This window comes from Kineococcus endophyticus (genome assembly GCF_040796495.1).
Classification (GTDB): Bacteria; Actinomycetota; Actinomycetes; order Actinomycetales; family Kineococcaceae; genus Kineococcus; species Kineococcus endophyticus.
The window spans coordinates 213672-239921 of record NZ_JBFNQN010000008.1 but is presented as its reverse complement, the minus strand read 5'-3'; the positions used below and the strand labels follow the sequence as shown (position 1 = coordinate 239921).

Below are 26250 nucleotides of genomic sequence, written 5' to 3'. Positions count from 1 at the left end.
CCTGCGCGCGTGCTCCCCGAGGACCTGCGCCTGGCCGCCGACACCTACGTCACCGGTGGGGAGTTCGAGGCCGACCTGGCCCGTGCGGTGGCCCACCGCACGGTCAGCAGCGACCCGTCCGGCCGGCCGCACGTCCTCGCCTACCTGACCGACCAGCTCGGACCGACGCTGCGGGACAGCGGGTTCCAGGTCGCGGTGCACGAGACGGCGGCGCCGTTCCTCCTCGCCACGCGTCGGGAGGACCCGGACCTGGCGACGGTCCTGCTGTACGGCCACGCCGACGTCGTGGACGTCTCGATCCCCTGGCGCGCCGACCTCGACCCGTGGACGCTCACGCGGGAGGGGGACCGCTGGTACGGCCGGGGCAGTGCCGACAACAAGGGGCAGCACCTGCTGAACCTGGCGGCGCTGCGGCTGCTGCTGGCCCACCGCGGCCGGCTGGGGTTCAACGTCACCGTCCTCGTGGAATCGGCGGAAGAGGTCGGGTCGCCCGGCCTCGCGGAGTTCGCAGCCGCCCACCGCGACGACCTGCGGGCCGACGTCCTCGTCGCCTCGGACGGCCCGCGGGTGGCCGCCGACCGTCCCACCCTGTTCCTCGGCACCCGCGCGGCCGCGCAGGTCCAGCTCGACGTCGACCTGCGCCCGGACGCCCGGCACTCCGGCAACTGGGGCGGCGTCCTGCGCAACCCGGCGACGACGCTCGCCGCGGCCGTGGCCTCCTTGGTCGACGGGGACGGCCGCCTGCAGGTCCCGGCGCTGCAGGCCCCGCCGGTCGACGACGAGGTCCGCGCCGCGCTGCGAGCGGTCCCCGAGCCCGAGAACTCCCCGGGCTGGGGCGATCCGGACCGCACACCCGCCGAACGCCTGCACGCCGGGAACACCCTCGAGGTCCTCGCCCTCGGCGCCGGCGACGTCGACCACCCCGTCGGTGCGATCCCCGGCCGGGCGCGGGCCGTCCTGCAGTTCCGCCACGTCGCCGGCACGGACGTCGGCCGACTCGAGGAGGTCCTGCGCGAGCACCTCGACGCGCACGGGTTCGCCGAGGTCACCGTCCGCGCCCACGGCGAACCGGCCAGCCGCACGCCGCTGTCCGACCCGTGGGTGCGGTGGGCGCGCTCGGTCCTGGAGCCGGCCACCGACGGCCGGCTCGTCGTCCTGCCGAGCCTCGGCGGCACGCTGCCCAACGGCGTCTTCACCGACGTCCTCGGCCTGCCGACGCTGTGGGTCCCGCACTCCTACCCGGGCTGCGGTCAGCACGCAGCCGACGAGCCCCTGCCCGTCGAGGTCGCCCGCGACGGGCTGCGCACGGTGCTCTCCCTGTTCACGGCCCTGGGCAACGGCTCCGGCCCCCGGCAGTAGGGTTCCGCGCGTGCGCCGCTGGTCCGAGGTCCCCGTCCTGCGCCGCGTCGAACCCTTCGTGGTCGCCATCCTGACGGCCGTCCTCGTCGCCGCCCTGCTGCCGGCCGGTGGCGTCGTCGCCACCGGGTTCTCCTGGGGCACGACGGTCGGTGTCGGCATCCTCTTCTTCGTCTACGGCGCCCGCATGGCCCCGGCCGAAGCCGTCGCCGGCCTGCGGAACTGGCGGTTGCAGGGCGCCGTCGGCGCGACGACGTTCCTGCTGTTCCCGCTGCTGGGGCTGCTCATGGCGTTCGTGGTCGGCGGGTTGCTCGACGACGGTCTGGTGGCGGGGCTGCTGTTCCTCTCGGCGCTGCCCTCGACGGTCCAGTCGTGCGTCGTGTTCACCGCCATGGCCCACGGGAACGTGCCGGGGGCCGTCGTCAGCGCCACCGTCTCCAACCTCGCCGGGATCGGGCTCACCCCGCTGCTGGCCGCGGTGCTCCTCGGGTCCAGCGGCGCCGGCCCGGACGCGGGCGCGGTGGGCCGGATCCTGCTGCAGCTCCTCGTGCCGTTCCTCGTCGGCCTCGTCGCGGGCCGCTGGATCGGGGACTGGGTGCGCGCCCACAAGCGCAGGCTGACCCTGCTGGACCGCGGCGTCATCGTCGCCGTGGTCTACGCCGCGTTCAGCCGCGGGGTCCGGCAGGGGGTCTGGCAGGAGGTCACGGTCGCCGAGGTCGTCGTCGTCGTGCTGTGCGCGGCCGCGTTCCTGGCCGCCGTCCTCGCCGTGGCGTGGTGGGTTCCGCGGCTGTGGCGGGCGAACCGCGCGGACCGGGTCACCATCGCGTTCTGCGGGTCGAACAAGTCGCTGGCGACGGGGCTGCCGATGGCGACGGTGCTGTTCGACCCTCACGTCGTGGGTCTGGTGGCCCTACCGGTCATCCTCTACCACCCGCTCCAGATCACCGTCTGCTCGTTCCTCGCCGGCCGCCTCGGCCGCACGCCGCTGCTCGAGGGGTGACTCCCCGAACTCGACGTGGACCTTCTCGAACCCCTTGTGCCGCTGCGCCTTGGCGATGCGGGTGTAGGCGCGCTGGTCGCCCGCGGTGAGTTCGACGGCGTCGGTGAAGGGGGTGAGCAGCGCCCGCGGGTACAGGCGACGACTGCGCACGACGTCGATCTCGACGCACAGGACGACGCAGACGGAGGTGACGAACAAGAACGCGATGAGGCCGAGGACCGCGGTGAAGACCTGGTTGGACACACTGCTGCGTTCCCCGACCAGGGTGACCAGACCGAGACCGAAGATCTGCAGCAGTTGCCACAGGACAGCCATGAGGACGGCCCCCGGCAGGATGGTGCGGAACGGAGGGCGGTGCGCCGCGGCGAGCCAGAAGGCGAAGGTGAAACCCACCCCGGCGAGGACTGTGTAGCCGAGCCGACTCGCCATGGAGGCCAGGGTCCCGGTGAACAGGTCCGACAGGACCGCGTTGAGCACCGTCGTCCCGACGACGAACAACCCCGCCGTCACCATGAGCAGCAAGCTCCGCAACCGCGCCTTGAACGGGTTGGGGCGTTCGTTGCGCGGGATGCCCCACGCGGTGTTCACGGCGTTCTGCACCGCCAGCCCCACCCCGAGGGACCCGTAGAGGGCGCCGACGATGCCGATGGCCAACCCGACGCCACCTCCGCCGACGGCCCCGGGGTCACCGATCTCCTTGCCGATGACCGGGATCTGCGAGACCGCGGAGTTGACGATGGCGTCCTGCGCGCCCGGGTTCCCCGCCAGGACGAACCCGAGGATCGTCGACAGCAGCAGGAGCAGCGGCACGAGGCTCAGCAGCCCGTAGTACGTGATGATGACGGCGAGGTAGGCGCCCTGGTCCTCGAAGAACTTGTAGACGACCGCCAGGGGGTAGCCGACGACGGGGTGCCGACGCTGGAACCCGTCGATCCTCGAGACCGACGACATCGACCTGTTCCCGCCCTCCGCCGCCCGGTGCCCGACCGTGACCTCGACCGTGCGGGACGAGGGTACGGGGGACCTCTCAGCCCCGCACCTCGTCCACCAGCAGCTGCACGACCTGCGCCCACACGGCACTGCCCGGGTCGACGACGGAGAAGTGGTCGCCCTCGTCCTCCACGTCGTGCACCTCGTCACCAGCGGCCCGCGCGGCGTCGGCGAACCGTCGCGAGGCGTCCAGCAGGTCCGGGTCGTCCCCACGGCAGCACACGACCGCCACGGGCGCTCCGAGCGGCAGCCGGGTGAGCGGGGACGACGCCGCGTAGAGGTCCGGCAGCTCCTCCGGCGTCCCGCCGAGCGCGCCCGCCACCGCGTGCTCGGACAGGGCCCGCGCGTGGATCGAGTGCAGGTCCAGGCACCCCGCGAGCGACACCGTCAGCGCGGGTTTGGCGCCCACCGGCAGGTCGGCCGTCAGCCGGCCGACGAGCTGGCCGCCGGCGGAGTGCCCCAGCGTCACCACGCGGTTCAGGTCGAGCGGAGCCTCGACCTGAGCCAGCGCCGCGTACCCGGCCGCGACGTCGGCGGTGGTGGCGTCCCAGCCGTGCCGGTCGGGGCGGCGGTACTCGAGGTTCCAGGTGGCGAACCCGCGGGCGGTGAGGTCGGTGGCGGCGGCGTGCAGGGTGTCGTTCTCCCAGCGCGAGCGCCAGTAGCCGCCGTGGACGAGGACGGCGACGGGGTGCGGTCCGGGGCCGTGGACGGCCGGGTCGGGCAGGCGCAGGTGGGCGTACTGGTCGGGGTCGGGTCCGTAGGGGACGCGCTGGGCGGGGGAGGTGCGCTCGAAGTACCAGTCCTCGACGGCGAACCGCAGCCCGGCGGTGCCGCGCCACCGGACGTGCCGGCGGACGCGGGGGGAGGGGTCGAGGTCGCGGGCGTCGACGTCGACGCGGACCACCGTGGTGTCGAGGTCGCCGAGGAGGCTGTCGGCGGGGGTGTCGTCGCCGGTGACGAGGAGGAACTCCCCGGTGCCGGCGGCGGTGGTCAGGGCGGCGCGGAACTCGTCGGCGTCGGTGGTGAGGACGAGGGAGCCGTGCAGGCCGCGGGCCCGCAGGGCGGCGTCGAAGACCTCGCGAGCGGTGCGGGACCCGGCGAGGACGCCGGGCGCGGCGACCGCGACGAGACCGGGGAGAGGGCCCGGGAGGGGGGTCATCAGGACCCGATCTCGGTGCGGACGGCGTACAGCTCGGGGAAGAACGTGAGGTCGAGGGCGCGGGCGAGGAAGTCGACGCCGGAGGACCCGCCGGTGCCGCGCTTGAAGCCGATGGTGCGTTCGACGGTCTTGAGGTGGCGGAACCGCCAGAGCTGGAAGTTCTCCTCGAGGTCGACGAGTTCCTCGCAGGCCTCGTACTCGGTCCAGTGCGTCTGCGCGTCCTCGTAGATTCGCCGGAAGACGGGGACGAGGTCGGGGGCCATGACGTGGGCGCGGGTGACGTCGCGCTCGAGCAGGGCGGTCGGGACGGGGTGCCCGCGACGGGCGAGGAACCGCAGGAACTCGTCGTACAGGCTGGGGGCGTGCAGCAGTTCGGCGAGCTCGGCGTGGCGCGGTGCGTCGTGGGCGAAGACGTCGAGCATGGCGGCGTTCTTGTTGCCCAGCACGAACTCCACGGCGCGGTACTGGTGGGACTGGAATCCCGAGGAGTTCGCGAGGAAGCCGCGGAACTGGGCGTACTCGGTGGGGGTGAGGGTGGCCAGGACGGACCACTGCTCGGTGAGGGTGCGCTGGATGTGCTTGACGCGGGCGATGTTCTTGAGCGCGGTCTTGAGGTCGTCGGCGCCGATGGCGCGGACGGCGGAGCGCAGTTCGTGCAGCACGAGCTTGAGCCACAGCTCCGACGTCTGGTGCTGGACGATGAAGAGCAGTTCGTCGTGGTGCTCGGGGACGGACAGGGGGTGCTGGGCGGCGAGGAGTTCGTCGAGGTGGAGGTACTCGCCGTAGGACATGTCCCGGGTGAAGTCGGTGACGACGCCGGACTCCACGGCCCGGGTGTTCTCGCTCACGCCGACCGGACCAGGCGTTCGAGGGCGACGACCCCGTCGAGGACCTCGCCGAAGCTGGTGGACAGGGGGGCCAGGCCGAGGCGGATCCCGTCGGGGGTGCGGAAGTCGGGGACGACGCCGTCGGCCCACAGCCGCTGCGTGACGTCGCGGAAGTCGGCGCCGCTGCTGCCGGAGCGGACGGTGACGTGCCCGCCGCGGCTGGCCGGGTCGCGGGGGGTGACGACCTCGACGCCGTGCGGGGCGAGGAGGGCGTCGGCGAGCTCGACGGCGAACCCGGTGAGCAGCAGGGACTTCTCGCGGACGGCGTGGATGCCGGCCCGTTCGAGCTGCTCGACGCCGACGCGCACGGGGACCATCCCCAGGATGGGCGGGGTCCCGGAGACGAGCTGCCGGACGCCGGGTCCGGGCTGGTAGCCCTGGCCCATGTCGAAGGGGTCGGCGTGGCCCATCCAGCCCTGCACGGGCTGGTGCAGCACGCCGTGGTGGCGCGCGGCGAGGTAGGCGAACGCGGGGGCGCCGGGGCCGCCGTTGAGGTACTTGTACGTGCAGCCGACGGCGAGGTCGACGCCCCAGGCGTCCAGCTCGAGGGGGACGGAGCCGGCGGAGTGGGACAGGTCCCACAGGACGAGGGCGCCGGCGTCGTGGACGGCGCGGGTGATGGCCTGGGCGTCGGCGAGGTGGCCGGAACGGTAGGCGACGTGGCTGAAGGTCGCGAGCGCCGTGCGGGGCCCGACGGCGGCGCGGACCTGCTCGAGGGTGACGCCGGCGGCGGGGTCGGTCTCGATCCAGCGCAGGGTGAGGCCGCGTTCGGCGGCGACGCCTTCGAGGACGAAGCGGTCGGTGGGGAAGTTGTCGGTGTCGCAGACGACCTCGTCGCGGCCCTCGCGCAGGCCGTGGTCCGCGGCGGCGCGGACGAGCTTGTAGAAGAGGACGGTGGTGGAGTCGGCGACGACGGTCTGCCCGGCGGCGGCACCGAGGGCGGCGTGGCCGACGCGGTCGCCGAGGTCGAGCGGCCAGTCCATCCAGCCGCCGTCGGGGACGTGGGTGTCGCCGCTCCAGCCCTGGATGAGCCGGCCGCCCCACTCGTGGTGGACGAAGCGGTCGACGGCGTCGGCGGTGGCCTTGAGGGGGCGGCCGAGGGAGTTGCCGTCGAGGTAGGCGGAGACGGCGGGGGCGGCGTCGAGGAGGAACTCGTCGCGGTGGCCGGCGAGGGGGTCGGCGGCGTCGAGGGCGGCGGCGCGGGCGGCCCAGTCCGCCAGGTCCCCCGTCAGCTCCTGCTCGGTCGCGGTCACGGTTGTCCTCCAGGTCGACGCGGCGGGTGGTGCGCGACCAGTGTCCCCGACGGGCCCTGCGAGCGGGGGACGTGTCCGGCACGTTGCGGGGAGGTCACGTTCTGCTGCACGGGGCCACCGGGCGTGACGCGCCGACCCGATACCGCCGCGCGATCCGCAGGGTGCGGGTTAGGGTCGAATGCACCACCCAGGACGGGAGATGCGCCATGACGGAGCCCACACGCCGCTTCGGCGGTGGCGGTGAGCGGGACGCCCGCCACCTCGCTGCCCTCGAGGAACAGCTCGGGGCGGCCCGCACCCGACTCGCCCAGGTCAGCGCCCAGAACGACCGGCTGGCCTCCACGTTGCGCGAGGCCCGCGACCAGATCGTCGCGCTGAAGTCCGAGGTCGACCGGCTCGGTCAGCCGCCGGCCCAGTTCGCCACCTTCCTGCAGGTCGGCGGCGAGGACGGGACGGCGGACATCATGTCGGCCGGCCGGCGGATGCGCGTGGCGGTCAGCCCCGCCGTCGACCTGGACTCGCTGCAGCCCGGTCAGGACGTCATGGTCAACGAGGCGATGAACGTCGTCGCCGCGTTCGAGTACGAGCGCACGGGTGAGCTGGCGTCGGTCAAGGAGGTCCTGGCGGACGGGCGGGCGCTCGTGCTGGCCCGCGCCGACGAGGAGCGCGTGGTGCGGTTGGCGGGCCCGCTGCTGGACGGCCCGCTGCGGGTCGGGGACTCCCTGACCATCGACACCCGGTCGGGGTTCGCCTTCGAGCGCATCCCCAAGGCCGAGGTCGAGGAGCTGGTCCTGGAGGAGGTGCCCGACATCGACTACGAGGACATCGGTGGTCTGGGCCCGCAGATCGAGGCCATCCGCGACGCGGTGGAGCTGCCGTTCCTGCACGCGGACCTGTTCCGGGAGCACGGGTTGCGGCCTCCGAAGGGGATCCTGCTGTACGGCCCGCCCGGCTGCGGGAAGACGCTCATCGCCAAGGCGGTCGCGAACTCGCTGGCGAAGAAGGCCGCGGAGCTGCGCGGGCAGACCCAGGCCAACGCCTACTTCCTCAACATCAAGGGCCCGGAGCTGCTCAACAAGTACGTCGGGGAGACCGAGCGGCACATCCGGCTGATCTTCGCCCGGGCGCGGGAGAAGGCCAGCGGCGGCACGCCCGTCGTCGTCTTCTTCGACGAGATGGAGTCGTTGTTCCGCACCCGCGGGTCGGGGGTCTCCTCGGACGTGGAGACGACGATCGTGCCGCAGCTGCTCTCGGAGCTGGACGGGGTGGAGCGGCTGGAGAACGTCATCGTCATCGGGGCCTCGAACCGCGAGGACATGATCGACCCCGCGATCCTGCGGCCCGGGCGCCTGGACGTGAAGATCAAGATCGAACGTCCGGACGCCGAGAGCGCCGGGCAGATCTTCTCCAAGTACCTGACGCCGGACCTGCCGCTGCACGCCGACGACCTGGCCGTCAACGGCGGGGACGCGCAGGCGACGGTGGACGCGATGATCCAGGCGACGGTGGAGCGCATGTACACCGACACCCCGGAGAACGAGTTCCTGGAGGTCACCTACGCCGGCGGCGACAAGGAGGTCCTCTACTTCAAGGACTTCAACTCCGGCGCCATGATCCAGAACATCGTCGACCGCGCCAAGAAGATGGCCATCAAGGACCTGCTGACCTCCCAGCAGCGGGGTCTGCGGGTCGAGCACTTCATGAGCGCGTGCATCGACGAGTTCAAGGAGAACGAGGACCTGCCGAACACGACGAACCCGGACGACTGGGCGCGCATCTCGGGCAAGAAGGGAGAGCGGATCGTCTTCATCCGCACCCTCATGCAGGGCAAGAAGGGCACCGAGGCGGGCCGGTCGATCGACACGGTCGCCAACACGGGGCAGTACCTCTAGACGCCCACCCGTTCCGCCGTGGGCCGCACCCGGGGTTGCCGGGGTGCGGCCCACGGCGCGTGCAGGAGCCACGGCACCCGGGTCAGCGGCGTCCGCAGGGGCAGGCAGACCGCGAGCGCCGCGGCGACGAGGAGCGCCGGGGCGACCAGCGACAGCGGTGCGGCCAGCGCGGTGCCGGCGGCCGGGGCGAGGGCGAGCACGAGGACGCCCAGGACGAGCTCGTGGGTGACGTAGACGGGCAGCGTGCGGCGGCCGACGTCGGCCAGGGCGCGCCCGGTGCGGGTGGGGGCCAGGCGGACGGCGACGGCGCAGCCGGCCACGACGGCGGCGGCGCCGACCAGGAGGCGGACGCCGGGGACCTGGGTGAGGCCGAGCCCGGTGACGGCGAGCGCGAGGGCCGCGGTGGCGCCCGCGCCTGCGACGACGGGCACCGGACCGGGGACGCGTGCGCTGGACCGCAGGGCGAGGTCGCGCAGCCGCAGCCCGGCGACGAAGAAGACGAAGAGCGTGGCGACGTCACTCCAGACGAAGGAGTACCGGACGAGCTGACCGGGGCCGAAGGCGGCGGCCAGGACCGCGGCGGCCGGGAGGAGGACGGCGGTGGGGACGGCCCGCAGCAGCCGTCCGGCCGGCAGGTACAGGGCGAGGGCGAGGAGGTACCAGGCGCCGTTGCCGGGCAGCAGGACGGTGTCGTCGAGCCAGCCACGGGCGCCGGTGGGCAGGTCGTCGCGGGCGTAGGGCATCGCGGTGAAGGCGAGGAAGGCGGCGGTGGCCCACAGCAGGTAGACCCACAGGTCGTTGCCGACCCGGCGGCGCAGCAGGTCCGCCCAGGGCCGGTGGACGGCGCGGACGGCGAGGAGGCCTGAGAGGAAGAAGAACAGCGGCATCCGCAGGAGGCGGAGGGTCTCGTCGAACGCGGTCCACGCGGGGTGGCCGAGTCCCTCGGCGGTGGCGAAGAGGACGGCGTGGTGGGTGGCGACGAGGACGATGGCGGCGCCGCGGGCCGTGTCGACCCAGTCCAGACGAACGGTCGTGGGGCCGGTCGGGCGGGGGCTGGGGGTCACGGGTCTCCGTCACGGTGGCTCGCGACCCCACAGCGGGATCACGGTTCGGTCACAGGGCGGGCCGGATCCTGCCACCACCGCGGCCAGTGGTCCAAGAGCCGGCGGGTGTCAGGCACAAAAGGCCACGTGGGGTCGTCCAGGCGTCGACGGAGCGTGGCCGGATCGTCCCACCAGGCGTCGGTGACCTCGCTGGGCTGCAGGGTGAGCGGCGTGCCGTCCCAGCGGGCCTCGTAGACGAACGCCAGGTAGTGGGTCGCCTCGTCGCGGTACCAGCGCCTCAGGACGGGGGTCAGGGGGAGGTCCAGGCCGAGCTCCTCGCGCAGCTCGCGACGGGCCGCCTGCGGGGGTGCCTCCTCGGCGTCGACGACGCCGCCGGCGAAGCAGTCGTGGGCGCCGGGGTTGACGTCCTTGGTGTCGGTGCGGCGGTGGACCAGGACGCGACCGTCGGGGTGGCGCAGCAGGACGCCGGTCGCGGCGTGCGGGAGGTTGCGGGCGCGGACCTCGCTGCGCGGTGCGGTCCCGGTGACGCGCCCGGCGGCGTCGGAGGGGTCGTAGAGGTCGACGATCTCACTCACCGTTGCGAGGGTACGACAGCGCGTCGGAGGTCGCGGGGGTCGTGCGACCCAGGGTGGACGTGCGGTGCCCTGCACCCACGCCCTGCGGGGGACTCCGCGGGCCGGAGCACGGCTTAGTGTGACCGCGTGCGAGCCCTCACCCGTCCCGGATCCGCCCCCGGCCCCCGACGTTCCGCGGCCCGGGGCCTGTCGGTCGCCGCCGTCGGCACGGCCGCCGCGCTGGTCGTGGCGGGGTGCAGCTCGGGGGACGACGCCGCCCGGATCGGGACGGGCGAGGTGACCCGCGGTGACGTGCAGCAGGTCGTCGACGCCGCCGGCCAGGTCCAGCCGCGGGCGTCCTCGGTCCTGACCGCTCCCGCGTCCGGGTCGGTGGCGACGCTGGCGGTGACCGACGGCCAGGAGGTCCAGGCCGGTCAGGTGCTCATGACGATCGACTCACCCTCGGCCGTGCAGGCGCTGGAGCAGGCGAAGTCCGCCGACGCCGAGGCGGCCAAGAGCGGGTCGGGCTCGGGTTCGGGCTCGGCGATGACGCCCTCGCAGCTGTCGGCGGCCCAGCGCTCGGCCCAGCGCGACGCCGAGGCCCGGTTCGCCGAGGCCGAGACGCAGGCGCGCACGATCGCCGACCCGGCGGCCCAGGCCGCGGCGCTGGCGGCGGTGCAGTCCTCCCGCACGCAGTACCAGCTGCTGGCGTCCCAGACGCAGGCCCTCGTCGACCAGGTCAACGCGGGCCTGGGCAACCTCGACACCGCGGTGGCCTCGCTGGGCTCGGCCCAGCGGGTGCAGACGCGCGCGGCCGTCGCCGCCGCGCAGGCCACGGTCGACGCCCTCACCGTCACGGCGCCCATCTCCGGGCGGGTCTCGCTCGGTGCCTCCGGTGGTGGCGGTGGCTCGTCCCTGCCCGCGGGGGCCGAGCAGCTGCTGGCCGGCAGCGGTCTGTCGTTGCCGTCGGGCGCCGGTGGGGGCGGGGACACCTCCGCCGCCGGGGCGCCCGTCCTGACCCAGGGGGCGGCGGTGTCGCAGGGGTCGACCCTCGTGACGGTCATCGACGCCTCCACGCTGAGCCTGACGGCCGACGTCGACGAGACCGACGTCCTGCAGGTGACTCCCGGGGTGAAGGCCGACGTCGCGGTGGACGCCGTCGACGGCGCGCAGTACCGCGGCACCGTCACCAGCGTCGACCCCACGGCCAAGAGCGGGAGCGGCGGGTCGGTGACCTACACGGTGCGGCTCAGCTACGACGGCGGCACCGGCCCGGACGGCGCGCCGGCGGCCACGCCGCTGCCGGGGATGAGCGCGACGGTGTCCCTCGTCGTGCAGAGCGTGACCGGGGTGGTCGAGGTCCCCGCCTCGGCGATCCTGCGCGCGGGGTCCCCGCACGGGTCCAAGGAGTCCGACAGCGTCTGGGTCGTCAGCGGTGGCAAGGCCGAGCGGCGCGACGTGACGGTCGGCGTGCGCGGTGACGCCGACGTGGAGATCACCGAGGGGCTGCAGCAGGGCGAGCGGGTCGTCACCGACGGGGCCGCCGACGTGACCCCCGGGCAGCAGGTCTCGTGACCCACGGCACCACTGACCGCACCGGGCCGTCCGGGGCCGCCACGGCCGCCGCCGCCATCGAGGCCGTCGACGTCACCCGGTCCTACCGGTTCGGCGACACCACCGTCGACGCGCTGCGCGGGGTCAGCTTCACCGTCGCCGAGGGGGAGTACGCCGCCATCATCGGGCCCAGCGGGTCCGGCAAGTCCACGCTCATGCACCTGCTGGGCTGCCTGGACCGCCCCACCTCGGGCGTGCTGCGGGTGGGTGGGCGCACCGTCGCCGACCTGTCCGACGCCGAGCTGGCCGAGCTGCGCAACCGGGAGATCGGGTTCGTGTTCCAGGCGTTCCAGCTGCTGCCGCGGTCCAGCGCCCTCGACAACGTCGGCCTGCCCCTGCTGTACCGCGGGGTCAAGGCGCCCGAGCGCAAGGAGCGCGCGGCCGCGGCGCTGCAGGCGGTGAACCTCGGGCACCGCCTCACCCACCGGCCCACCCAGATGTCCGGCGGGGAGCAGCAGCGCGTCGCCATCGCCCGCGCCCTCGTGGGCGAACCGCGCATCCTCCTGGCCGACGAGCCGACGGGGAACCTGGACTCGCGCAACGGGGCCGAGGTCATGCGGATCCTGGAGGAGCTGAACTCCGAGCGCGGCGTCGCCGTCGTGCTGGTCACCCACGACGACGAGGTCGCCGGCCGCGCGCGCCGGCAGGTGCGGGTGCGCGACGGGCTCGTCGAGCACGACTCGGCGAAGGGCTCGGTGGGGGAGCCGTGAAGGGGTGGGAGGCGTTCCGCGTCGCACTGGACGCGTTGCGCGGCAACCGGGTGCGCAGCCTGCTGACGATGCTCGGCATCATCATCGGGATCGCCGCCGTCATCGTCGTCGTCTCGATCGGGTCCGGGGCGCGCCAGCAGATCGAGTCGCAGGTCGAGGGTCTGGGCTCGAACCTCATCCTCGTCGTGCCCGGGCAGTTCGACACGAACAACCTGGGCAACAACGCCGCCGCGACGTCCACGATGCAGATCAAGGACGGGCAGGTGCTGGCCGACGTCGTCGGCGACCCGCGCGCCGTCACGGCCCGCGTCACGACGGGGGCGGAGGTGCGCGCCGGGACCCGCGAGCAGTTCACGACGGTCCAGGGCGCGGACCAGAACCTGCCGCAGGTCCTGACCCGGCCGGTCGCCGACGGGCAGTACTTCACCTCCCTCGACGTCGACTCCCGCCGCCGCGTCGCAGTCCTGGGGGCCCAGGCCGCCCGCAACCTGTTCCCCGGCACCGACCCCGTCGGGCGGCAGGTCACCGTCTCGGGCACCCGCTTCGAGGTCATCGGGGTGCTCGCCGAGCAGGGCGAGAGCTTCGGGGTGTCCCTGGACAACGAGATCCACATCCCCATCACCACCGCCCAGCGGCTGTTCTCCCTCGACCGCGTCGACGCGTTCGCGGTCAAGGCGCCGTCGGCCGCGCAGGTGCCGCAGCTGTCCGAGGAGCTGTGGCGGGCGATGAAGGCGCAGTACCCCGACCAGACGTTCTCGGCGGTGACCCAGACGCAGATCCTCGGCGTCATCGGCCAGATCCTCGGGCTGCTGACGGCCGTGCTCGCCTCGATCGCCGGCATCTCCCTGCTCGTCGGCGGGGTCGGCGTCTCGAACATCATGCTCGTCTCGGTCCGGGAGCGGACGCGGGAGATCGGGCTGCGCAAGGCCCTCGGCGCCCGCCAGCGCGACGTCCTCGTGCAGTTCCTCGTCGAGGCCGTCCTGCTGACGAGCGTCGGCGGGGTCATCGGCATCGTCATCGGGGTCGCCGTCTCGGTCGGCGTCAACGAGCTGTCCCCGCTGCCGGCCGTCATCGAGTGGTGGAGCCCCGTGGTGGCCTTCGTCGTCTCCGCCGCCGTCGGCATCTTCTTCGGCGTGTTCCCCGCCCGTCGCGCCGGGCGGCTGGACCCGGTGGTGGCGCTGCGGACGGAGTAGGAGCCGGCACGTAGGGTCGCGGCATGACGGTGCGCCGCGTGGTGGGGATCGAGACGGAGTACGGGATCTCGGTCCCCGGCGATCCCGGGGCGAACCCGATGCTGCTGTCGGCCCAGGTCGTCAACGCCTACGCCACCGCGACGGCCGGCGGACGGTCCCGGCCGCGCTGGGACTACGAGGACGAGGCCCCGTTGCGCGACGCCCGCGGCTTCGAGGTCGACCGCGCCCGGGCCCACCCCTCCCAGCTCACCGACGCCCCGCGCCGGGCGACGCCCAACGCCTCCGACGTGGTGAGCGCAGAGACCGAGGACCCCACGATGGCCAACGTCATCCTCACCAACGGGGCGCGCTTCTACGTCGACCACGCCCACCCCGAGTACTCCTCCCCGGAGGTCCTCACCCCGCGCGACGCCGTGCGCTGGGACCGGGCGGGAGAGCTGATCCTGCTGGAGTCGCTGCGCCGCGTCGCCGCCACGCCCGGGCTGACGCCGGTGACGATCTACAAGAACAACACCGACGGCAAGGGCGCCTCCTACGGCACCCACGAGAACTACCTCATGGACCGCGCGACGCCGTTCGGCGACGTCGTGCGCCACCTCACGCCGTTCTTCGTCTCCCGGCAGGTGTTCACCGGCGCCGGCCGCGTCGGGCTGGGCCAGGACTCGCGCGAGGCGGGGTTCCAGATCAGCCAGCGCGCCGACTTCTTCGAGGTCGAGGTGGGCCTGGAGACGACGATGAAGCGGCCCATCATCAACACCCGCGACGAACCGCACGCGACCGTGGAGAAGTACCGCCGCCTGCACGTCATCGTCGGCGACGCCACGATGTGCGAGGTCGCCACGCTGCTGAAGGTCGGCACCACCTCCCTCGTCCTGGCGATGCTCGAGGACGGCTGGCTGGAGCGCAGCCCGGCCGGGGACCTGCCCCTGTCCGAACCGGTCCGGGCCCTGCACGAGGTGTCGCACGACCCCGGCCTGACCCACCTCGTCCGGCTGCGCGACGGCCGCCGGATGAGCGCCGTCCAGCTGCAGTGGGCCTACCTGGAGGCGGCGAAGGCCTACGTCGAGGACCGCTACGGCGCGGACGTCGACGCCGACACCGCCGAGGTCCTCACGCGCTGGGAGCAGGTGCTGGGCCGGCTGGAGACCGACGTGTTCTCCGCGGCCCGCGAGGTCGACTGGATCGCCAAGCTGCGCCTGCTGGAGGGGTACCGCTCCCGCGACGGGCTGGACTGGGACAACGCCCGCCTGCAGGCCGTCGACCTTCAGTGGTCCGACGTGCGCCCCGAGAAGGGCCTGCACCGCAAGCTGGCCGAGCGCGGCCAGGTCGAGACGCTCCTGAGGGAGGAGGACGTCCGCCACGCCGTGGACCACCCCCCGACGGACACCCGCGCCTACTTCCGCGGGGAGTGCCTGGCGCGCTACGGCGCCCGGGTCGCGGCCGCGAGCTGGGACTCGGTGATCTTCGACGTCGCCGGGCGCGGCGCGCTGCAGCGGGTGCCGACCCTGGAACCGCTGCGTGGGACCCGCGAGCACGTCGGGGCCCTGCTGGACCGTTGCGAGACCGCCGAGGACCTCGTCGCGGCGCTCACCGGGTGACCCACCGGGGTGACCCTCCGGGGTGACCTGGCGCGCAGATCGGGCCGCGGGACCGGGTGCGGGGTTAGTGTCGTGGCAGGAACCGGACCGGCTGGTCCGGTGGGGTCCGACACGTCAGGGGGAGCCAGCCATGCCTGGACAGGAGCAGCAGCGCCCGAGCCGGCGCGAGGACGAGTCTGAGGACGTCCCCGCGGTCCCCGCGCAGGGGTCGGGCCAGACGTCCGCCAAGAGCTCCGAGACCGACGCCGACGTCGACGCCCTGCTCGACGAGATCGACGAGGTCCTGGAGTCCAACTCCGAGGAGTTCGTGCGCGGCTTCGTGCAGAAGGGCGGCCAGTAGGCCCCGCGAGACCCCCGCGTGGTGCGCCCCCGCGGGGCGCACGGGGCGCAGGTAGGGTCGCTGGGGTGAACCACTCCAGCGACCAGTCGGGACGGTTGCCGGCCGCGTTCCTGCGGCCCGGGTCGTCGTCCTTCACCGAGTTCGTGCGCGAGTACTCGCCGAACGTCCTCCCCGCGGCCCGCGTGCTGCCGGCCGGTGCGCTGCCCGGCGGCGGCCCGGGAGCGGGGGAGGCCCCGCACGCCACCACGATCGTCGCGCTGGTCTTCGCCGACGGGGTGGTCATGGCCGGGGACCGCCGCGCCACCGCGGGCCCGATGATCGCCCAGCGCGACATCACCAAGGTGTTCCAGACCGACGAGCACTCCTGCGCCGGGATCGCCGGCGTCGCGGGGCTGGCCGTGGAGATGATCCGGCTGTTCCAGGTCGAGCTGGAGCACTTCGAGAAGCTCGAGGGGACGCTGATGTCCTTCGAGGGCAAGGCGAACCGCCTCTCGACCATGATCCGCGGCAACCTCGGCCTGGCCATGCAGGGCCTGGCCGTCGTCCCGCTGTTCGCCGGGTACGACCTCGACGCCGGCCGCGGCCGCATCGTCGGCTACGACGTGACCGGCGGCCGTTCCGAGGAGCGCGACCACCACACCGTGGGGTCCGGCTCGATCTTCGCCCGCGGCGCCCTGAAGAAGCTGTACCGGCCGGGGATGACCGAGGCCGAGACCGTCCGCGTGGCCGTCGAGGCCCTGTGGGACGCCGCCGACGACGACTCCGCCACCGGCGGCCCGGACCTGCTGCGCAAGATCTGGCCCGTCGTGGGTGTCGTCACGGCCGCCGGGTTCCGCAAGGTCCCCGACGCCGAGCTCGAACCCGTCGTCGAGGCCGTCGTGGCCGGCCGGCGGGGCAACCCCGGGGGCAACCCCGGCATCACGGGACAGGAGGCCTGAGCGATGAGCGTGCCCTTCTACGTCTCGCCCGAGCAGTTGATGAAGGACAAGGCGGACTACGCGCGCAAGGGGATCGCGCGCGGCCGGGCCGTCGTCGTCGTCGCCTGCGCCGACGGCATCGTCTTCGCCTCCGAGAACGCCTCCCGGGCGCTGCACAAGATCTCCGAGATCTACGACCGCGTCGCCTTCGCCGCGGTCGGCAAGTACAACGAGTTCGAGAACCTGCGGGTGGCCGGCGTCCGGTACGCCGACGTGCGCGGGTACTCCTACGACCGCTCCGACGTCACCGCGCGGGGGCTGGCCAACGCCTACGCCCAGACGCTCGGCGCCATCTTCACGACGGAGTCCAAGCCCTACGAGGTCGAGATCGTCGTCGCCGAGGTGGGCCGGACCCCCGAGACCGACCAGGTCTACCGCCTCACCTACGACGGGTCCGTCGCCGACGAGCACGGGTTCGTCGCGATGGGTGGCTCGGCCGAGCAGATCACCGCCAAGCTGCGGGAGCGGTGGGAGCCGGGGCTGTCCCTGGCCCAGGCGCTGCAGCTGGCCGTGGAGGCCCTGGGCTCGGACGCGGCCGCCGAGGCCGCCGGCCAGGGGCCGCGGCCCATCGCCGCTGACCAGCTCGAGGTCGCGGTGCTCGACCGCAGCCGCGAGCGCCGCACGTTCCGCCGGCTCACCGGACCGGTCCTGGCGGGGCTGCTGACGCCTGTCGGCTAGAGGGGTCCAGTTCGCGCGTCTCGCTGCGCCGCACGGCGCCCGTGTGCCTAAGGTGGGGAAATGGATCGCCGGATCTTCGGGCTGGAGACGGAGTTCGGCGTCACCTGCGCCTTCGAGGGACAGCGCAAGCTGTCCCCGGACGAGGTGGCGCGGTACCTGTTCCGCAAGGTCGTGTCGTGGGGCCGTTCGAGCAACGTGTTCCTCAAGAACGGGGCACGTCTGTACCTGGACGTGGGCTCGCACCCCGAGTACGCCTCGCCCGAGTGCGACGACGTGCGTCAGCTGGTCGTGCACGACCGGGCCGGTGAGCGGACCCTGGAGGGTCTGCTGATCGACGCCGAGCGGCGGCTGGAGGAGGAGGGGATCGCCGGGGAGGTGTTCCTCTTCAAGAACAACACCGACTCGGCGGGCAACTCCTACGGCTGCCACGAGAACTACCTCGTGTCCCGGCACGGGGAGTTCGGCCGGCTCTCGGACGTCCTCATCCCGTTCCTGGTCTCCCGCCAGCTCATCGTGGGGGCCGGCAAGGTCGTCCAGACCCCGCGGGGGGCGGTGTACTCGCTGTCGCAGCGCGCCGACCACATCTGGGAGGGCGTCTCCAGCGCGACGACCCGCAGCCGCCCGATCATCAACACGCGCGACGAACCGCACGCCGACGCCGAGCGGTACCGGCGCCTGCACGTCATCGTCGGCGACTCGAACATGTCCGAGACCACGACGATGCTCAAGCTCGGTGCGACCGACCTCGTGCTGCGGATGGTCGAGGAGGGCGTGCCGCTGCGCGAGATGACGATGGAGAACCCGATCCGGGCGATCCGGGAGATCTCGCACGACCTGACGGGCCGCAAACCGGTCCGGCTGGCCAACGGCCGTGAGGCGAGCGCGCTGGAGATCCAGGGCGAGTACCTCGAGCGGGCCAAGGAGTTCGTCGAGCACCGCGGGCTGCAGACGCCGACCGTGAAACGGGTCCTGGACCTGTGGGAGCGGGCGCTGCGGGCGGTGGAGACGCAGGACTTCTCCCTGGTCGACCGCGAGGTCGACTGGGTGATCAAGAAGAAGCTGCTCGACCGGTACATGGCCAAGCACGACCTGCCGCTGACGTCTGCGCGCATCGCGCGGCTCGACCTCGCCTACCACGACATCCACCGCGGTCGCGGGCTGCACTACATGCTCGCCAACCGGGGCATGGCCGAGCGGGTCTGCTCGGACATCGAGGTCTTCGAGGCCCTCAGCGTCCCGCCGCAGACGACGCGCGCCAAGCTGCGCGGGGACTTCGTGCGCGCCGCGCAGGAGAAGCGCCGCGACTTCACGGTGGACTGGGTGCACCTCAAGCTCAACGACCAGGCCCAGCGCACCGTCCTGTGCAAGGACCCGTTCAAGGCCGTCGACGACAGAGTGGAACGGCTCATCGACAGCATGTGAGGGACGGTCGGCGGACGCCCAGGGTCCGCGGTTAGGCTGACACGGTTCGACCCGTCGATGAGTGAGGACCTTCGTGCGCCGCCGTACCGCCCTGATGTCCGCGTCCGCCGCCCTGGCGATGTCCCTGCTGGGCGCGTGCGCGTCCGAGGGCGACACCCCGACCCCGAGTGAGCAGACCGCCTCGGCGTCCGCCTCGGCGAACACGATCGAGCCGGCGGTGACCGACGACGCGCTGCCCGTCCAGGTCAGTGGCGAGGTCAACCCCGACGTCAAGCCGACCGTCGCCATCACCGCGCCGCTGTCGGTGACGGAGACCTCCCGCAAGGTGGTCGCCAAGGGCACCGGGCCGGTGGTGGAGGCGACCGACAAGATCGCCTTCGCCTACACCCTGTACGCCGGGTCGACGGGCGAGGAGCTCGACTCCAGCTACGGCAAGACCCCGGCCCGCTTCGACCTGCCGAAGATCACCATGGGCCTGGCCCGCGGCTTCGTCGGCACCAACGTGGGCGACCGCGTCGTCATCGCCATCGCGCCCAGCGACGGTTTCGGCGACGCCGTGAAGAACTTCGGCAAGGAGAACGTCGACGCGAGCACGACGATCGTCGTCGTCGCCGACGTCGTGAAGATCGTCCCGACGATGGCCGAGGGCACCCCGGTGACGCCGCCGGCCGGGCTCCCGACCGTCGTGACGGACGACAAGGGCGTCCCCACCGGCTTCACCATCACCGACGAGACGCCGCCGGCGGACCTCGTGGTGCAGCCCCTCATCGAGGGCACCGGCCCGGCCGTCACCTCGGGCATGAACCTGTCCGTGCAGTACCTCGGCGCCCGCCTCGCGGACGGGCAGGTCTTCGACCAGTCCTGGTCCAAGGGCCAGCCGTTCTCCTTCGTCATCGGGCAGAAGAACGTCATCGAGGGCTGGGACACCGGGCTCATCGGGCAGAAGATCGGCAGCCGCGTCGAGCTCGTGATCCCCGCCGCCCAGGCCTACGGCGACGAACCGCAGAACCCGGGGGCACCGGCCGGTGCCCTGGTCTTCGTCGTGGACGTCCTCGACGGGTTCTGAGCCGACCAATCGTGAGCCGACCAGGCCCACGGGTCCCTGCGCGGGCCCGTGGGTAGGGTCGGGGCATGAGCGAACGCACCAAGCCCGAAGTGGACTTCCCCGAGGGCGAACCGCCCACGGACCTCGTCATCACCGATGAGATCGTCGGCGACGGGACCGAGGCGACCGCCGGCAAGACCGTCAGCGCGCACTACGTGGGCGTGGCGTTCAGCACCGGTGAGGAGTTCGACTCCTCCTGGAACCGCGGCCAGCCGCTCGACTTCCCCGTCGGGGCCGGCATGGTCATCCAGGGCTGGGACCAGGGCCTGCTGGGCATGAAGGTCGGCGGCCGCCGCAAGTTGGTCATCCCGCCGCACCTCGGCTACGGCGACCGCGGCGCCGGCGGCGCCATCAAGGGTGGCGAGACCCTGATCTTCGTCGTCGACCTCGTCGACGTGAAGTGAGCTGAGACTCCTCCGGACCCCCGGTGCCGTGCGGCGCCGGGGGTCTCCTCACGTCCGGGCCAGCAGGGCCGCTGCGTGCCGCCCGGCGGCCGCGGCGACGAGGAAGCTCGCCCGGTCCTGCTCCAGCCCGCGGCCCATCGTCGACAACCGCACGGGGCTGGTGGCCAGCGCCTCGTCCAGCCCGGCGGCGGAGACCTCGACGTAGCGGTGCCGCCCGCACAGGGACCGGGCCTGCTCGCGCACTCCGTCGTGGAACGCGCCGGCGACGTCGGGGACGGGCACGTCGACGGGAGCCAGCGCGACACGCCCGACCGCGGTCAGGGAGTGGTGCGACACGCCCCGGTGCCGCGGACGGGCGTCGGCCTCCGACACGCGCAGCGCCGCGACGGGTCGCCCGCCCAGCACGGCGGCCGCGTTGAGCGCCTCCCCGGCCGCCACCCCCGAGAACCCCCACCGCGAGCCCGTGCCGAGGTTGCCCGGCCCCTGGGCCACCACGACGACGTCGGCGCCGGCGACGAGCCGGGCGGTGAGCAGACCCGTGTGGACGGTGGCGGTCTCCAGGTCCCCTCCGAACGCCTGACCCGTGGTGACGCAGGCCGCGATCCAGCCCGCCTCCCGCAGGCCCGCGACCGCCCGGGAGAACGCGGCGGGCAACGCCCCGCCGTCGGTCATGACGTAGGCGACGCGCGCGTCCGGGGCGTCGAAGCGGATGCCGGCCACCACGGCGGGCAGCGCCGAGTGCAGGTCGGCGACCACGACGGGTGTGCCGTCGAGGTCGTCGGCGTCGGCGAGCAGCTCGTGGTGCCCGGACTCCTGGTCGTCGGCGCCGAGGACCATCGTCTGCAGGGGCGTGTAGCGGGCCTTCACGAGGTGTCCGGGGCCGGGCGGGGGGTCGGCGGGCAGCCGGTCAGGCAGGGCGACGACCAGCGCGTAGCCGCCGGTGCCGAGCCCGCGGGCCAGGGCGGAGACGTTGAGCAGCACCCGGTCACCGGGGACGGGCGTTCCGACGAGGTCGGGGTGGGCCAGCGCCTTGACCTCGGTCCCGGTCTCCGGACCCGACGTGAGGGTGGCGTACAGCTCGAGGGATCCGGCCCACGCCGACCCGAGCCGGTTGACCGTTGCAGAACGCCACCTGATCGTCACGCTCCGAGCGTACGCAGGCTGCGTGCGGGCGTGGTTCCGGTAGCGTCCACGACACCATGACGCAGATCTCCGGTGGCTCTCCGGCAGTCGGTGCGCAGCCCGGTGGAGCGGCGGCCGCCGCCCGCGGTGCCCGGCGCACCGAGCGGCTGCTCAACCTCGTCATCGCCCTGTCGGCCACCCGCCGCTGGCTGACGAAGGAGCAGATCCGCACCGCCGTCCCGCAGTACGCCGACTGCGCCACCACCGTCGCCTTCGAGCGGATGTTCGAGCGCGACAAGGAGGACCTTCGCGAGCTCGGCGTCCCGCTGGAGACCGGTGGGGAGGACGCCTTCTTCGAGGACGAGGCCGGCTACCGGATCGACCGGGAGGCCTACGCGCTGCCCGAGATCCGCTTCACCCCGGGTGAGCTGGCCGTCCTGTCGCTGGCCAGCCGCGTCTGGCAGCAGGCCAGCCTCGCCGGGCCCGCCACCCGGGCCCTCGTGAAGCTGCGCAGCCTCGGCGTCGAACCGGACGAGAGCTCCCTCATCGGCGTCGAACCGCGCGTGCGGACGGCCGAACCGGCCTTCGACCCCCTCTACGCCGCGACGCGCGACCGCACCCCCGTGCAGTTCACCTACCGCCGCGCCGGCGGTGAACCGGCCGTCCGGCACGTCGAACCGTGGGCGATCGTGTCGTGGCACGGGCGCTGGTACCTCGTCGGGCACGACCGCGACCGGCAGGCCACCCGCGTCTTCCGGCTCTCCCGCGTGGCCTCGGCGGTCAAGCGCATCGGCCGCCCCGGCTCCTACGAGGTCCCGGACGGCATCGACCCGCGCGAGGTCGTCGGCCGCAGCGTCGGCCCGGTGCAGACCCGGCAGGCGCAGCTCCTCGTCCGCTCCGGTGCCGGGCTCGCCGTCCGGCGTCGCGCGCGGTCGGTCGAAGCCCGCTCGGAGGCGGAGGACCTCGTGGTGCTCGACGTCAGCGACGTGGAGGTGGCCGCCGACGAGCTCGCCGCCTACGGGGCCGACGTCGTCGTGCTCGAGCCGGACGACCTGCGCGAGGCCGTCCTGCGCCGGCTGCGGGGAGCGGCGGGGGTGCGCGCGTGACCGGCAACGCCTCCACCGAGCGGCTGTCGCGGCTCCTGGCGATGGTCCCGTACCTGCTGACCCACCAGGGCATCCCCGTGGACGAGGCCGCCGAGCACTTCGGGATCACGCCGGACGACCTCGTCCACGACCTCGAGCTGCTCTTCGTCTGCGGCACCCCCGGGCACCTGCCCGACGACCTCATCGACGCGCGCTGGGAGTCCGGGCACGTCTACCTGTCCAACGCCGACCCGATCGCCCGGCCCGCGCGGCTGGCCGTCGACGAGGCCGTCGCCCTGCTCGTGGGGCTGCGGACGCTGGCCGAGGTCCCGGGGCTGCACGACCGGGAGGCGCTCGAAGGTGCGATGGCCAAGCTGTCGGAAGCCACCGGGGAGGCCGGGGGAGCGGCCCGCACCGTCGCCCGCGCAGTCGCCGTCGACGTCAGCGACTCCTCCAGCGCCGTCGTCCTGGAGACGGCTCGGCTGGCCCTGCGCGAGCACCGGCGCCTGCACCTGAGCTACCTCGTGCCCAGCCGTGACGAGCGCACTGAACGCGACGTCGACCCCATGCGGCTCGTCAGCGTCGAGGGCCGCTGGTACCTGGAGGCCTGGTGCCACCGCGCCGAGGGCGTCCGGCTGTTCCGCGTCGACCGCATCGAGGCCGCGGAGGTCCTCGACGTCGACGGGACCCCGCCCGCGCAGGCCGAGTCCCGGGACGTGGCGAGCGACCTGTTCCGGCCCAGCCCCGACGACCTCGTCGTGACGGTCGACCTCGCGCCGCAGGCGGCCTGGGTCGTCGACTACTACCCGGTCGACTCCGTCGAGGACGCGCCCGAGGACGCCTGGGAGGAGGCCGCGCTGCGCGTGCGGATGCGGACCGCGGACACCTCCTGGGTGCACCGGCTCCTGCTGCGGCTCGGGGCCGGGGCTCGCGTCGTCGACCCGCCCGAGCTGGCCGTGGAGGTCCGTGACGCAGCGTTGACGGCCCTGGCGCGTTACGCCTGAAACGTTGGTCTCACCGGGTTGGCCCAACGCACAACACACCAGCGGCCGGACTGTCAAGGTTGGGTCGGATTCGCCGTTCAAGGGATCGTCGGAGCGTGCCGAAGCAGTGGTTGTCGGACGGCGGGGTCGCCGCCGGACCAACACCACGAACGAGAGGTGCACGACATGACCACGATCAAGGCTTCCTGCCCCTGCTGCGGCGACGTCGAGCTCACGCCCAAGCAGGTCCGCCTCGTGGTGTGCTCGGCCAAGGAGCGCTCCTTCTACGCGTTCGGCTGCCCCAAGTGCAAGGACGAGGTCCGCAAGCCGGCCGGCGAGGACGTCGTGGCGCTGCTCGTCTCCGGCGGTGTCGCCGTCGAGCGCTGGACCATCCCGGCCGAGGCCATGGAGACGCACACCGGCTCGACCATCGCCTGGGACGACGTCCTGGACTTCGCCCTCGTCCTCGACTCCTGCGACGACCTCGCCTCGCTGGCCGCCCGCGGCCTGCGCACGGTGCGCTGAGCTCGACCCCCACACCTCTCGAAGAGCCGCCCAGCGGACGCGCCCAGCGTCCGCGGGGCGGCTCTCGTGCGTCCGGGCCCCGGCGTTCCGTCCCTGGGAGTCCTCCGTGAATCCGCCCGGGACGTCACGGAACGGTGCCGATCGGAGGACTCGACGCGCATGCTTGTCCCACGTCCGCCCCCGGGCGACGTACGATGGCCGCGCTACGACCGACACTGGAGGACTGATGTTCCGCAACCTCGTCGACCACCCGTGGGTGCTCGTCATCCTCGTCGTCCTGATCATCGCGCTCTTCGGCAGCAAGCGTCTCCCCGACGCCGCCCGTGGCCTGGGCCGCTCCATGCGCATCTTCAAGTCCGAGGTCAAGGAGATGAAGAACGACGGCAAGGAGGAGACGAAGACGGCTCCCACCACCACCGCCGCCGCTCCCACCTTCACCAAGGACAACGAGCCGACCGCGCTCGAGGCCAAGCTCGCCGCCGAGGACGCGGCGCAGAAGAACGCCGAGCAGCAGTCGCGCGCCTCCTGACCCGCCCCCGCACCAGGAGTCCACGACTGCCATGGCCGTGCCCACCGTCCGACGTCGCCGTCCCAAGGATCCCGAGGGGCGCATGCCCCTCATGGACCACCTGAGGGAACTGCGCAACCGGGTCGCCAAGGCAGCGGTCTTCCTGCTGATCGGCAGCATCGCCGGTTGGTTCCTCTGGGGCGGGTGGAACGAGAGCTGGGGCTCCTTCGAGGGGGTCTTCCAGTACTTGCAGGCCCCGCTGCTCGACTACGCCAGCGACAAGGGCTACAGCAACGTCGCGCTGAACTTCACCCAGGTCGGGCAGGCCTTCGACCTGCGGGTCAAGGGCGCCATCTGGTGCGGTGTCATCGCGTCCAGCCCGTTCTGGCTCTGGCAGTTCTGGGCGTTCATCACTCCCGGGCTGACCCGCAAGGAGAAGCGCTACGCGGTCGGATTCATCGGAGCAGCGGTGCCGCTGTTCCTGGCCGGCGCGGCCATCGCCTACAGCGTCCTCCCGAACGCGATGCGGTTCCTCATCGACTTCACGCCCGTCGACGCCGCCAACCTCATCGGGGCCGACGTCTACCTCTCGTTCGTCATGCGGATCATCCTGGCGTTCGGCCTCGGTTTCCTCATGCCGGTCGTCCTGGTGGGTCTGAACTTCGCCCACCTGCTGTCCGGCAAGGCGATCCTCAAGCAGTGGCGCATCAGCGTCTTCCTCAGCTTCCTCTTCTCCGCCCTCGTGACGCCGACGTCCGACATCACGACGATGCTGCTCCTGGCCTTGCCGCTGCTGGTCCTCTTCGGTGCCGCCATGGTCATCTGTCTCACGAACGACCGCCGGCGTCAGAAGAACTCGCCGGAGCCGGACTACGGCAACCTGTCCGACGACGAAGCCAGCACCATCTGACGCACGTGAGCTCCAGGGGGCGGGTCGGCCTCCTCGTGAACCCGACGGCGGGTCGCGGGGACGGCCGTGCCGCGGGGACTCGGGTCCTGCAGACGCTGCGGTCGCTGGGCCACGAGGTCACGGACCTGTCGGGTCCGGACCTGCAGCACGTCTCCCGCACCGCGCGCGAGCGCACGACCGAGTTCGAGGCCCTCGTCGTCGTGGGCGGTGACGGCCTGGTCCACGCGGGCGTGGAGGCCGTCGCCGGCACGGGCACCCCGCTGGGGATCGTGCCGGCCGGGACGGGCAACGACATCGCCCGCGGCCTGGACCTCACCCTGGGCGACCCGGTCGCCGCCGCGGAGTCCGTCGCCCGGGCCCTGCACGCCGGCACCCACCGCCGCGTCGATGCCGTCCGCGTCGAGCACGCCGGCGGGACGGGCTGGTTCGCCAGCATCCTGGCCGCGGGGGTGGACGCCCTCATCAACGAACGCGCCAACGTCTGGCGCTGGCCCAAGGGCCCGGCCCGGTACACCCTCGCCGCGCTGCGCGAGCTCGCCGTCGTGCGGGGGCTGCCGGTGCGGGTGACCCTCGACGGCGTCGCGCACGAGCTCGACTCCCTGCTCGTCGCGGTCGCCAACACGCGCTGCTACGGCGGCGGGATCCTCATGGCGCCCGACGCCGACCCCACCGACGGCCTGCTGGACGTCGTCGTCGTCGACCGGCTGAGTCCTGTGGCGGCGCTGCAGCTCTTCCCGCGGGCTCGCAAGGGCCGTCACCTCGGCCTGCCCGAGGTGCGGGTGCACCGTGCGCGGCGCGTGGTGCTCGAACCCCTCGACGAGGTCGTCCGGCCGCGGCCCTACGCCGACGGCGAACCCCTCGGCGCAGCGCCCGTGACCTGCGAGGTCGTCCCGGGGGCGCTGACCGTCCTGGCGTGAGCAG

26 protein-coding genes are annotated in these 26250 nt (G+C 73.1%); 19 read left to right on the top strand and 7 right to left on the bottom strand.

Annotation, left to right across the window (positions count from 1 at the left end; all coding sequences use genetic code 11):
* The first annotated feature begins 9 nt into the window (after window positions 1–9).
* Both AB1207_RS13320 and AB1207_RS13315 read left to right on the top strand, forming a co-directional pair.
* A complete protein-coding gene (locus AB1207_RS13320) occupies window positions 10–1359 on the top strand; it encodes a M20/M25/M40 family metallo-hydrolase (RefSeq protein ID WP_367638858.1) in 1350 nt (449 codons plus the stop codon).
* A 10-nt stretch (window positions 1360–1369) separates the two neighbouring features.
* Entirely contained in the window at window positions 1370–2356 is a 987-nt protein-coding gene (locus tag AB1207_RS13315) for a bile acid:sodium symporter family protein (RefSeq protein WP_367638857.1), read from the top strand.
* Here AB1207_RS13315 and AB1207_RS13310 read toward each other — a convergent pair.
* The 4 genes from AB1207_RS13310 to AB1207_RS13295 all read right to left on the bottom strand — a co-directional run bounded on the left by AB1207_RS13310 (window position 2267) and on the right by AB1207_RS13295 (window position 6612).
* Window positions 2267–3307 (bottom strand): YihY/virulence factor BrkB family protein, encoded by a 1041-nt coding sequence (locus AB1207_RS13310; protein ID WP_367638856.1) that lies wholly within the window; start codon window positions 3305–3307, stop codon window positions 2267–2269. The two genes, AB1207_RS13315 and AB1207_RS13310, sit on opposite strands and share 90 nt — an antisense overlap.
* A 76-nt stretch (window positions 3308–3383) precedes the next feature.
* Window positions 3384–4505, bottom strand: coding sequence for an alpha/beta hydrolase (locus tag AB1207_RS13305; protein ID WP_367638855.1), 1122 nt, complete (start codon window positions 4503–4505; stop codon window positions 3384–3386).
* The gene (gene kynA / locus AB1207_RS13300; RefSeq protein ID WP_367638854.1) at window positions 4505–5353 is read right to left on the bottom strand and encodes a tryptophan 2,3-dioxygenase; all 849 of its coding nucleotides are present in this window, start codon (window positions 5351–5353) and stop codon (window positions 4505–4507) included. The genes AB1207_RS13305 and kynA overlap by 1 nt, the downstream gene beginning before the upstream one ends.
* Window positions 5350–6612, bottom strand: coding sequence for a kynureninase (locus tag AB1207_RS13295; protein WP_367638914.1), 1263 nt, complete (start codon window positions 6610–6612; stop codon window positions 5350–5352). Before AB1207_RS13295 ends, kynA begins: the two co-directional genes overlap by 4 nt.
* Before the next feature lie 239 nt (window positions 6613–6851).
* Between AB1207_RS13295 and arc the strand changes: the two genes are divergently transcribed.
* Window positions 6852–8537: a proteasome ATPase gene (gene arc / locus AB1207_RS13290; protein ID WP_367638853.1), complete on the top strand. Its 1686-nt coding sequence runs from the start codon at window positions 6852–6854 to the stop codon at window positions 8535–8537.
* On the opposite strand, the gene AB1207_RS13285 is transcribed toward arc, so the two are convergent.
* Window positions 8534–9601, bottom strand: a complete 1068-nt coding sequence (locus AB1207_RS13285) for an acyltransferase family protein (RefSeq protein ID WP_367638852.1) — start codon at window positions 9599–9601, stop codon at window positions 8534–8536. The two genes, arc and AB1207_RS13285, sit on opposite strands and share 4 nt — an antisense overlap.
* 38 nt (window positions 9602–9639) lie before the next feature.
* Window positions 9640–10176 carry an NUDIX domain-containing protein gene (locus AB1207_RS13280; protein ID WP_367638851.1) on the bottom strand — a complete coding sequence of 179 codons (537 nt, stop codon included), beginning with the start codon at window positions 10174–10176 and terminating at the stop codon, window positions 9640–9642.
* Between the two features lie 126 nt (window positions 10177–10302).
* On the opposite strand from AB1207_RS13280, the gene AB1207_RS13275 reads away from it, so the two are divergent.
* The 10 genes from AB1207_RS13275 (at window position 10303) to AB1207_RS13230 (ending at window position 20196) form a co-directional block, all read left to right on the top strand.
* On the top strand, window positions 10303–11730 hold the full coding sequence (locus tag AB1207_RS13275) for an efflux RND transporter periplasmic adaptor subunit (protein ID WP_367638850.1): 1428 nt from the start codon (window positions 10303–10305) through the stop codon (window positions 11728–11730).
* A complete protein-coding gene (locus AB1207_RS13270) occupies window positions 11727–12479 on the top strand; it encodes an ABC transporter ATP-binding protein (protein ID WP_367638849.1) in 753 nt (250 codons plus the stop codon). The genes AB1207_RS13275 and AB1207_RS13270 overlap by 4 nt, the downstream gene beginning before the upstream one ends.
* Window positions 12476–13672: an ABC transporter permease gene (locus AB1207_RS13265; protein ID WP_367638848.1), complete on the top strand. Its 1197-nt coding sequence runs from the start codon at window positions 12476–12478 to the stop codon at window positions 13670–13672. The genes AB1207_RS13270 and AB1207_RS13265 overlap by 4 nt, the downstream gene beginning before the upstream one ends.
* Window positions 13673–13695: 23 nt before the next feature.
* Window positions 13696–15270, top strand: coding sequence for a depupylase/deamidase Dop (dop, locus tag AB1207_RS13260; protein WP_367638847.1), 1575 nt, complete (start codon window positions 13696–13698; stop codon window positions 15268–15270).
* Window positions 15271–15400: 130 nt separating this feature from the next.
* Complete coding sequence (locus tag AB1207_RS13255; protein ID WP_367638846.1) at window positions 15401–15610, top strand: ubiquitin-like protein Pup; 210 nt, start codon at window positions 15401–15403, stop codon at window positions 15608–15610.
* Window positions 15611–15675: 65 nt separating this feature from the next.
* The gene (prcB, locus tag AB1207_RS13250; RefSeq protein ID WP_367638845.1) at window positions 15676–16548 is read left to right on the top strand and encodes a proteasome subunit beta; all 873 of its coding nucleotides are present in this window, start codon (window positions 15676–15678) and stop codon (window positions 16546–16548) included.
* A gap of 3 nt (window positions 16549–16551) precedes the next feature.
* Window positions 16552–17265 (top strand): proteasome subunit alpha, encoded by a 714-nt coding sequence (prcA, locus tag AB1207_RS13245; RefSeq protein ID WP_367638844.1) that lies wholly within the window; start codon window positions 16552–16554, stop codon window positions 17263–17265.
* A gap of 60 nt (window positions 17266–17325) precedes the next feature.
* Window positions 17326–18687: a Pup--protein ligase gene (pafA, locus tag AB1207_RS13240; protein ID WP_367638843.1), complete on the top strand. Its 1362-nt coding sequence runs from the start codon at window positions 17326–17328 to the stop codon at window positions 18685–18687.
* Between the two features lie 73 nt (window positions 18688–18760).
* Window positions 18761–19753, top strand: coding sequence for an FKBP-type peptidyl-prolyl cis-trans isomerase (locus tag AB1207_RS13235; RefSeq protein WP_367638842.1), 993 nt, complete (start codon window positions 18761–18763; stop codon window positions 19751–19753).
* 65 nt (window positions 19754–19818) lie between these two features.
* Window positions 19819–20196 (top strand): FKBP-type peptidyl-prolyl cis-trans isomerase, encoded by a 378-nt coding sequence (locus AB1207_RS13230; RefSeq protein ID WP_367638841.1) that lies wholly within the window; start codon window positions 19819–19821, stop codon window positions 20194–20196.
* A 48-nt stretch (window positions 20197–20244) separates the two neighbouring features.
* Here the strand turns inward: AB1207_RS13230 and AB1207_RS13225 are convergent, their stop codons facing one another.
* Window positions 20245–21339, bottom strand: coding sequence for a DUF3866 family protein (locus AB1207_RS13225; protein ID WP_367638840.1), 1095 nt, complete (start codon window positions 21337–21339; stop codon window positions 20245–20247).
* A 56-nt stretch (window positions 21340–21395) separates the two neighbouring features.
* Here AB1207_RS13225 and AB1207_RS13220 point away from each other — a divergent pair, with 56 nt between their 5' ends.
* The 6 genes from AB1207_RS13220 to AB1207_RS13195 all read left to right on the top strand — a co-directional run bounded on the left by AB1207_RS13220 (window position 21396) and on the right by AB1207_RS13195 (window position 26246).
* A complete protein-coding gene (locus AB1207_RS13220) occupies window positions 21396–22424 on the top strand; it encodes a helix-turn-helix transcriptional regulator (protein ID WP_367638839.1) in 1029 nt (342 codons plus the stop codon).
* Complete coding sequence (locus AB1207_RS13215) at window positions 22421–23407, top strand: helix-turn-helix transcriptional regulator (protein WP_367638838.1); 987 nt, start codon at window positions 22421–22423, stop codon at window positions 23405–23407. The genes AB1207_RS13220 and AB1207_RS13215 overlap by 4 nt, the downstream gene beginning before the upstream one ends.
* A 165-nt stretch (window positions 23408–23572) precedes the next feature.
* Entirely contained in the window at window positions 23573–23911 is a 339-nt protein-coding gene (locus tag AB1207_RS13210) for a hypothetical protein (protein WP_367638837.1), read from the top strand.
* Between the two features lie 226 nt (window positions 23912–24137).
* Window positions 24138–24440 (top strand): Sec-independent protein translocase subunit TatA, encoded by a 303-nt coding sequence (gene tatA / locus AB1207_RS13205; protein ID WP_367638836.1) that lies wholly within the window; start codon window positions 24138–24140, stop codon window positions 24438–24440.
* A gap of 82 nt (window positions 24441–24522) precedes the next feature.
* Window positions 24523–25329, top strand: coding sequence for a twin-arginine translocase subunit TatC (gene tatC, locus AB1207_RS13200; RefSeq protein ID WP_367638835.1), 807 nt, complete (start codon window positions 24523–24525; stop codon window positions 25327–25329).
* A 5-nt stretch (window positions 25330–25334) separates the two neighbouring features.
* Window positions 25335–26246, top strand: coding sequence for a diacylglycerol/lipid kinase family protein (locus tag AB1207_RS13195; protein WP_367638834.1), 912 nt, complete (start codon window positions 25335–25337; stop codon window positions 26244–26246).
* Window positions 26247–26250: the final 4 nt, after the last annotated feature.

Excerpts from the sequence above, each read along its gene's own strand:
- AB1207_RS13310 (WP_367638856.1), bottom strand. The coding sequence starts at position 3,307 with ATGTCGTCGGTCTCGAGGATCGACGGGTTCCAGCGTCGGCACCCCGTC.
- AB1207_RS13305 (WP_367638855.1), bottom strand. The coding sequence starts at position 4,505 with ATGACCCCCCTCCCGGGCCCTCTCCCCGGTCTCGTCGCGGTCGCCGCG.
- arc (WP_367638853.1), top strand. The coding sequence starts at position 6,852 with ATGACGGAGCCCACACGCCGCTTCGGCGGTGGCGGTGAGCGGGACGCC.
- dop (WP_367638847.1), top strand. The coding sequence starts at position 13,696 with ATGACGGTGCGCCGCGTGGTGGGGATCGAGACGGAGTACGGGATCTCG.
- AB1207_RS13255 (WP_367638846.1), top strand. The coding sequence starts at position 15,401 with ATGCCTGGACAGGAGCAGCAGCGCCCGAGCCGGCGCGAGGACGAGTCT.
- prcA (WP_367638844.1), top strand. The coding sequence starts at position 16,552 with ATGAGCGTGCCCTTCTACGTCTCGCCCGAGCAGTTGATGAAGGACAAG.
- pafA (WP_367638843.1), top strand. The coding sequence starts at position 17,326 with ATGGATCGCCGGATCTTCGGGCTGGAGACGGAGTTCGGCGTCACCTGC.
- AB1207_RS13230 (WP_367638841.1), top strand. The coding sequence starts at position 19,819 with ATGAGCGAACGCACCAAGCCCGAAGTGGACTTCCCCGAGGGCGAACCG.
- AB1207_RS13220 (WP_367638839.1), top strand. The coding sequence starts at position 21,396 with ATGACGCAGATCTCCGGTGGCTCTCCGGCAGTCGGTGCGCAGCCCGGT.
- AB1207_RS13210 (WP_367638837.1), top strand. The coding sequence starts at position 23,573 with ATGACCACGATCAAGGCTTCCTGCCCCTGCTGCGGCGACGTCGAGCTC.
- tatA (WP_367638836.1), top strand. The coding sequence starts at position 24,138 with ATGTTCCGCAACCTCGTCGACCACCCGTGGGTGCTCGTCATCCTCGTC.
- tatC (WP_367638835.1), top strand. The coding sequence starts at position 24,523 with ATGCCCCTCATGGACCACCTGAGGGAACTGCGCAACCGGGTCGCCAAG.